The organism is Deinococcus sp., assembly GCF_018260555.1.
Taxonomy (GTDB): Bacteria; Deinococcota; Deinococci; order Deinococcales; family Deinococcaceae; genus Deinococcus.
The window spans coordinates 1-7,356 of the sequence record NZ_JAGLBB010000094.1; the positions used below are offsets into that span (position 1 = coordinate 1).

The 7,356-nt window shown below is 69.3% G+C and carries 6 protein-coding genes and 2 pseudogenes; 6 read left to right on the forward strand and 2 right to left on the reverse strand.

Annotated elements, in window-relative coordinates:
* Positions 1–140: 140 nt before the first annotated feature.
* A pseudogene (locus QZ271_RS13230) lies at positions 141–290 on the reverse strand (IS6 family transposase); the annotation flags it as partial.
* 126 nt (positions 291–416) lie between these two features.
* Between QZ271_RS13230 and lexA the strand changes: the two are divergent.
* The 6 genes and pseudogenes from lexA to QZ271_RS13260 form a co-directional block, all read left to right on the forward strand.
* Positions 417–1,055, forward strand: coding sequence for a transcriptional repressor LexA (gene lexA / locus QZ271_RS13235; RefSeq protein WP_291432240.1), 639 nt, complete (start codon positions 417–419; stop codon positions 1,053–1,055).
* Positions 1,056–1,060: 5 nt separating this feature from the next.
* Positions 1,061–2,314, forward strand: coding sequence for a Y-family DNA polymerase (locus QZ271_RS13240; protein WP_291432242.1), 1,254 nt, complete (start codon positions 1,061–1,063; stop codon positions 2,312–2,314).
* A complete protein-coding gene (locus QZ271_RS13245) occupies positions 2,311–2,553 on the forward strand; it encodes a DUF6504 family protein (RefSeq protein WP_291432244.1) in 243 nt (80 codons plus the stop codon). The genes QZ271_RS13240 and QZ271_RS13245 overlap by 4 nt, the downstream gene beginning before the upstream one ends.
* 5 nt (positions 2,554–2,558) lie before the next feature.
* Complete coding sequence (gene dnaE, locus QZ271_RS13250; protein WP_291432246.1) at positions 2,559–5,732, forward strand: DNA polymerase III subunit alpha; 3,174 nt, start codon at positions 2,559–2,561, stop codon at positions 5,730–5,732.
* A 172-nt stretch (positions 5,733–5,904) separates the two neighbouring features.
* The gene (locus QZ271_RS13255) at positions 5,905–6,411 is read left to right on the forward strand and encodes a hypothetical protein (RefSeq protein ID WP_291432248.1); all 507 of its coding nucleotides are present in this window, start codon (positions 5,905–5,907) and stop codon (positions 6,409–6,411) included.
* A 70-nt stretch (positions 6,412–6,481) separates the two neighbouring features.
* Positions 6,482–6,706: pseudogene (locus QZ271_RS13260) on the forward strand (IS66 family transposase); the annotation flags it as partial.
* Between the two features lies 1 nt (position 6,707).
* On the opposite strand, the gene QZ271_RS13265 reads toward QZ271_RS13260, so the two are convergent.
* On the reverse strand, positions 6,708–7,331 hold the full coding sequence (locus QZ271_RS13265; RefSeq protein WP_367114377.1) for a transposase: 624 nt from the start codon (positions 7,329–7,331) through the stop codon (positions 6,708–6,710).
* Positions 7,332–7,356 lie beyond the last annotated feature (25 nt).

The window sequence follows — 7,356 nt, forward strand, 5'->3', positions numbered from 1 at the left end:
TCTGCCTGGGTACGGACATTCTGTCCTCCGGTGTGGATCACACTGAACTTACCCTCCGCCAAACTCTATCCAGTTCAAACTACCAACGAGAACGCTCCAGGAAAAAGTCCGGTCGACCTCCCACCCTCAATGCGAGTGAGCCGCAAGGTCTCGTGGCTGATCTGAATGCCACGCTCGTGGAGCGGTTCCTGCACATCACGCCGGCTGAGCGGGAACCGGTGGTAGAGCTGCAGGGCTCACCCGATGACGCTCAGGGGAAAACGGTGACGGTAAGGTTCGGGGTCAGTCACAGTGGATCAGTCTACCGAGCTTAGGTTGCCATAATTTCAGGCCGCCGCGCTCTTGACGCGGAATCCTGTCATGGGTCACGATACATGCAGCTATCTAAGTAATCTTAGATAGAAGGAGTGACCCTGATGCCCCCCCGCCTGACCCAGCTGCGACTGACTCTCCTGCGCCTCACCGCGCGCCTGACCCGTGAATCAGGCGGGCCGCCCAGCGCCGCCGAACTGGCCCGCACCGCAGGGCTCAGCGAGGCCACCATGAGCTTCCATCTCAAAGCCCTCTCGGAACTCGGCCTGATCGAACGCAGCGGCCCCAGGGGCCGCCTGATCCTGACCGACACCGCCCGGACCGCCATCGGGGACGGCATCCCCATCTACGGCCAGATTGCTGCCGGCGCGCCGATCCTGGCCGAACAGGCGCCCGATCAGGTCACGCCCAGCCTCGACCAGCTGCTCGGCGTCCGTGACGGTGACTTCCTGCTGCAGGTCCGCGGCGACTCCATGACCGGCATCGGGGTCATGGACGGCGACTACGTTCTCGTGCGTCCCACCCCGGAAGTCCTGGACGGTGAGGTCGCGGTCGTCCTGATTCCCGGCGAAAACGCCGCCACGCTCAAGCGCGTGTACGTCTTTGGAGACGAGGCGGTGCTGGTCAGCGAGAACTCCGATCACCCCCGGCGCACCTACCCGGCTGCGGACGTACAGATCCAGGGGCGGATGGTGGCCCGCCTGGGCCTCGCCGGGCCCCGCCCGTCCACCCGGAGGGCCTGAGCCTCATGGGTGGGCGCACGCCGGGTCTCACCGCCTGCGTCCTGCTGACCCCCTGGCCGCTGGAGCACATCCGGCGTCAGCATCCAGGCGTGCCGGTCGCGGTGCTGGGCGAGGACCGGCGCGTCCTGCAGGCGTGTCCGCTTGCCCGGGTGGCCGGCGTTCAGGCCGGGCTGCGCGAGTCGGCGGCGCTCTCCCGCTGCCCGGAACTGCACGCCCAGGTGGTGCCCGCATCGGAAGCACAGGCGATCTGGGCGGAACTGCTGGAGCAGCTGTACGCCCGCTTCAGTGACCGCGTGGACGGCCGGGTGAGCGGCGCCGCGTTCCTGACCCTGTCCGCCTCCGGCGCGCGTGACCTGGCGGCGGCGCTGCATGCCCCGGTCGGACTGGCAGCCTCACGGGAACTCGCCCACCTGGCCGCCCTGAGAGCCCCGTCCGGCGAGGTCAGGGCCACTCAGGGGGGCAGTGCGGAGCAGGCCTTCTTGAAACTCACGCCCCTGGCCCACCTGGGCGCGCTCGGGGTGCCGCTGGCCTCCCTGGAGAAGCTGCACTTCCTGGGCCTGCGTAACCTGGGCGGCCTGATGGCCTGGAGCGCCGCGCAGCGCGAGGCGTTCCTGGGCGTGGACGCCGGCCGGAAGCTCAACCGCTTCCTGAAAGGGGAACGCACGGTCACGGTGGAACCGTACCGCCCCGGCCAGGTCCTGGAGGCCGCGCTCGCGTTCGATCTGCCCCTGACCGAACCCGCCCAGGTGGACGCCGCGCTGCGCGACCTGATGCCCGGCCTGATCGCTGAGCTGCGCGGGCGGCTGGCAGCCACGCTGACCGTTCACGCCGACACCCTCGGGGGACGCCTGTCGGCCACCCGGACGCTCAAGTGGCCGCTGGACCCCCCGGGTCTCACCCGCGTGGCGGGCCTCGCCCTGCACGACGCGGCCGCGCTGCCGCTGGGGATCGACCGGCTGACCGTGCAACTGGGCGGGCTGGCGCACCCGGGGCGGATGGTGGGCCTGTGGGCCGGTCTCGCGGAACTGGAGGTCACGAAGACCGTCCTGGGCCGCTTTCCGCAGGCGCTGGTGCGCGTGGAGTGGCTCGACCCCTGGGCCTACGCCACGGACGCGCAGTACGCCTGGGTGGACTGGCTGACCGGGCAGGTCAGGCCCCGCGACCTGACGCCCCGGCAGTCCTGGACGCCCGCGCCCGCCGTGAGGCGCGACCAGGCGGTGCAGCGCGTCCTGGCGTTCTTCGAGGGCCAGGGCCCGTGAAAGCCCACCAGACCGAGGTGCAGGTCGACCTGCGCGCCGGGCATCCGGCCCGCCTGATCTGGCGCGGCCAGCCGTACCCGGTGCAGGCCGTGCTGGACAGCTGGCGCTACGGGGGCCGCTGGTGGCTGGGCGAGCAGTCCCGCACCTGTTACCTCGTGCAGGCAGGGCCCCTGACTGCCGAACTGCACCACGAGGATGGAGAGGGAGGCCGCTGGTGGCTGGCGAGACTGCTCGACTGACTGCCTTGAAGTCGTCCCCCAGGAGTCCCGCCAGGCTGGAGGCGCTGCTGGCGTGCCAGTCGTTCTTCAGCGAGGGCCGCAGTACTGTCAGTCCCGCGCGGCTGGTGCAAACAGCCAGGGCAGCCGGGTTCAGCACGGTCGGTCTGGCTGACTGGTGCAGCGTGTCCGGCGCCGTGGAACTCTGCGACGAGGCGCGGGTGCAGGGCCTGAGCGCCGTGATTGGCGTGACCCTGCCCGTGCTGTTCCCCGGTCCGCCCCGGTCGTCCAGCTCCACCCAGTTGTTCCCGGTCGTGCTGCTGGCCCGCAGCCGCGAAGGATACGCCACCCTGTGCGAACTGATCACGGCCGTGAACCTGGAGTGCCCGGACGGCCTGCCCCTGGACCGGCTCCGGCCGGCGGGTGGAGGTGTGCAGGAGCACCTCGTCTGCCTGACCGGGGGCCGGGCGGGCTTTCCCACGGTTCTGGGCGAGCACAGGGACCTGGCGCGGGCAGCCATGTACCTGCGGCTCCTGCGGGCGATCTTTCCGTCGGCGCTGTACCTGCAGCTGTATCACGGCCAGGCACCCAGTGAGCAGCGGCGGCTGTCGTACCTGCGCGGCCTGGCCCGCGACCTGGAACTCCCGGTCGTGGCTGCGCCGGAGGTCAGCATGGCCTGCGCCGACGAGTACCCGCTGCTGGACGCGCTGACCTGCGCGCGGCTTGGTACCGACGTGCAGACGCCGCATCCCGAGCGGCCCCGCAACGACGCCCGGCATGTCGGCACCCCGGACGGCTGGGCGGGACTCCTTCCGTTCGGGGACGCCCTGCTGAACGCGCAGACGCTGGCGCAACAGTGCGCGCTGCACCTGCTCCCGGAGCGCCTCAGTGTTCCGGAGCCGGGCCTCAGGCCCTTTCAGACTGCGCAGCAGGCCCTGGAGGAGCGGGTGTACCGGGACCTGCCCGACCGCTACCTGCCGGACGCCCGACCGGCCGCGCTCGACCGGTTGCGGACCGAACTGGCCACCGTCGCCGAACTCGACCTGGCGGGGTTTTTCCTGACGGCCGCCGAGGTGACCGACTACTGCCGCGCGCACGGCATTCTCGCGGCGGGGCGTGGCAGCGCGGCTGGCAGCGTGCTGTGCTACGTGCTGGGCATCACCCTGAGTGATCCGCTGGCGCACGGGCTGCTGTTCGAGCGCTTCTTGCACACCGGGCGCACCAGCATGCCGGACGTGGACATCGATATCGCCAGTTCCCGCCGCGATCAGGTGCTCGGCTGGGTCGAGGAACGCTGGGGGCTGATGGGCGCCGGGCAGGCGATGGTCGCCAACCGCGTCACGTACCGCCTGAAGAGTGCCGTTCAGGATCTGGGGCGGGCGCTGGGCCTGCCGCCGGAATTGCGGGACCGCCTCTCCCGCTCGCTGGGAAGGGACTACGGGCACCTGCGGCCCCACCGGGGCAGGGAAGCCGAGGTGGTCTTCACCGAGGTGTTGGGAGACGCGCCGGTCAAGGAGGCGCTCCTGACGCTGCTTGAACGCGTTGAGCCCCGGTTCACCCGGCACCTGGCCCCTCACAGCGGGGGCGTGGTGCTGAGCAGCGAGGCCCTGACCCACTACAGCCCCCTGATGCGGAGTTCCGGCGGCATCCGGATGCTGACCTTCGATAAGGACGACGTGGAACGGCTCGGACTGATCAAACTGGACCTGCTGGGCCTGCGGATGCTGGCCGCGCTGGAACGGGCGCGCGAGGAGGCGCTGCGCCTGACCGGCGAGTGGGTCGAGTACGGCCAGCTCCCCGACGACCCCGGCGTCTGGCAGGAGATCAGCACCGGGGACACCATGGCCCTCTTCCAGATCGAGAGTCCGGCGCAGGTGCAGATGACGGCCCGCCTGCAACCCAGGAACATGACCCAGCTCGCGCACCAGATCGCCCTGATCCGCCCGGGCCCCATCCAGAGCGGCACCGTGCACCCGTACGTCCGCCGGGCCAGGGGTGAAGAGGCGGTCCCGGAACTGCCCGAACCCCTGCAGTCCATCCTGGCGCCCACGCACGGAACGCTGCTGTTCCAGGAGCAGATCCTGAGGATCGCCGCGCAGTACGCCGGCATGGACTGGCCCCAGGCGGACCGCTTCCGCAGTCGCCTGAGCCGCGTCGAGGACGACACGGAACTCGCGCAGCTGCGCAGCACGTTCCTGGACGGGGCCGCCGCCACGGTGGGCGCCTTTCCCTGGGAGGCCGAGGCCACGTTCGGGCAGTGCGCGGCATTCCGCGGCTACGGCTTTGCCGAGTCGCACGCCCACGCCTTCGCGGCGCACGCCTACGCCAGCGCGTTCATGCGCCGTCACCACCCGGCCGCGTACTTCGCGGCGTTCCTGACCGAAGCGCCGGGCATGTGGCCCGCGAGCACGGTCGCGGCCGAGGCAGCCCGGCGCGGCGTCCGGCTGTCCGGCGTGTGCGTGAACCGCTCCGGTGTGTCATACCGGGCAGAGTCCGTGCAGGTCGTCCGGGTGCCCCTGAGCGCCGTGGAGGGCGTCAGTGCCGACACGGCCCGGCAGATCGTGCACGAACGCCTGATGGGGGGTAAGTTTGCTGGTGTCGAGGACTTCTACGACCGACTGAACCTGAAACGGGACGCACTCGAAACCCTGGTAAAGGCGGGGGCGTTCGACCACATCGACCGGCAGCACAACCGCCGCGAGGCGTACTACGTGCTGCAGACCGTCGCGCACGCCCGGCCCCCGGGCACACGGGGCCTGCTGAGCCCGGACGTCCCCGCCCCCGACCTGCCGTTCCTGACCCCGGATGAACAGACGGCGCTCGACCTGGACGTGACGGGCGTGAGTGCCGCCGGGCGTCATCCCCTGGACGCGCACCGCGCCCGGCTCCGCGACCTGGGCTGCGAGGCCCTGGCGGGTCTTAAGCCTGGGCTGAGCGCCTGGGCCGCCGGGGTGATCGTGGCAAAGCAGCGCCCGCCGACAGCGAAAGGCTTCGCGTTCTACGTGCTGGAGGACGCCACCGGCCGCGCGCAGGCGATCATCAGCCCGGACCTGTGGGAGGCGCACCGGGCGCTACTGCGGGACGCGCGGGCCCTGATCGTGCGGGGTCAGGTGACGCGGCAGGGGCGGGCTGTCACCGTACGCGTCGAAGGCCTCGCCGAACTACCCCTGCGGCAGGAGTGCGCGGACGGCGCGGGCAGATGAAGCGCAGGCTGAACCCGGGCGGGTCTGCCGGGCAGTGTCAGGGACGTGACTCCTGACGCGCAGTGTTCCGTTCTGTTCCATTCACCTGACTTGTTGGAATCCGGTCCTCAACCCGGTCGTCCAGGCTCAGATCTTCCTGCCAGCGGGTCAGTTGCGGGGTAGGCTGCGGGTCATGACCGAGCGTGTTCACAGGGTTCAGCGGGTCCAGGCCACGCCCCGGCGCATCGTGGCACTTCCTGAACAGGCGCCCGCCGATGCGCTGGCCCTGAAGCAGCAGGCCGTGCAGCGGTTCACGGCCCGGCCGCAGACCCTGCAGCGGCAGGCGGTCCTGCCGGTCCTGCGTGCCGCCGCCCTGGACCGCCAGGAGCAGACGCGTCTCCGCCAGCAGCAGACTCAGGTGCAGCGTCAGATCACCGCACTGGGCGAGGTGACGCCCGCGCCGCACCTGCCGGAGCCGTCAGCGGTTCGGGCAGCACCGACCACACCGGGCGACCGGGTGACCGTGATGCGCCTGCGCGCAGAGGAGGTCGCCGGGCGACCCCTGGATGCCCGGAGCAGCAGTCAGTTCACGGCACTGCAGCGGCAGGTCGCCCAGACCCTCGCGCAGGGCTTCCGCTCAGACCGTGGCGAGCCAGCAGCCCGCTACGCCGCGTACGGGGAGCACCTCACCACCCTGTAGCGCCATCCGGTCAGCGCCCCGGTCGCCTCGGATTGATTCAGAACTACACCGAATCAATCGGAATCCGTATGAGTATCAAGCCGAAGTGAAACTCTGCCCGAGTTGTGGCGGTCGTGGACAGGCCGCTTTCCCCGAGCATGTTCCGGGTCAGGTGCAGTATGGCCCAAGACTCCATGCCTTTACGACCTTGCTGAATGTGGGGCATTTCATTCCACTGGAGCGAGTCACCCAAATTACGGACGCGCTTTTTGGCGCCTCCATCAGTCATGGTACGGTGGCTCTCAACGTCAATCTGCTCAGTACCCGACACTTTCCGGGGAGTTCGTCTGGGACGGCATCAACAGGTCGATCAAGTCACACAGGCGATTCGACTCCCGGCTGAACGACCGGACCAGTTCCCGCAAGCCCATCTTCACCACGCTCCACGCCCGGCGACCATGCGCCTTTTTCGGGCAGTCCAGAGTGACCCCGACCAGCACACACCACGTGTGGGTCAGCGTCAACAGGCACAGCAGGCGCTCCACGTGATCGTGGAGCGTCATGTGCGTTCCCTCCAGTTGGAAGCCTTTGCTCCCCAGCGCCCTGAAGAGGCACTCAATCAAGAATCTCCGGCGATATCGCGTCTGGATCGTCGTCACCGCTCCGGCGTTACTGGCGATGATCAGGGCCTCGCCGTCTCGGGTGTGCGTCAGAACCACGTTCATCGGTTGCCCGTACACCAGCGTGTCCTCGACCAGCAGACCGGCACAGCCGGTCTGCAAGCGACTCAGCCAGTCATTGGCGGTCCAGTCATCCATGAGTGTGTCACTTCTCAGGCGCACGCAGATGGGAATCCCACGGCAGGCCAGTCCCTGAATCCAGTCATAGCCGTAACTGCTCAGCAGGGGACGATCAGACAGAGAAATTGGGCATGAGAATATCCCCCGTGAACACGCTGACCAGTCC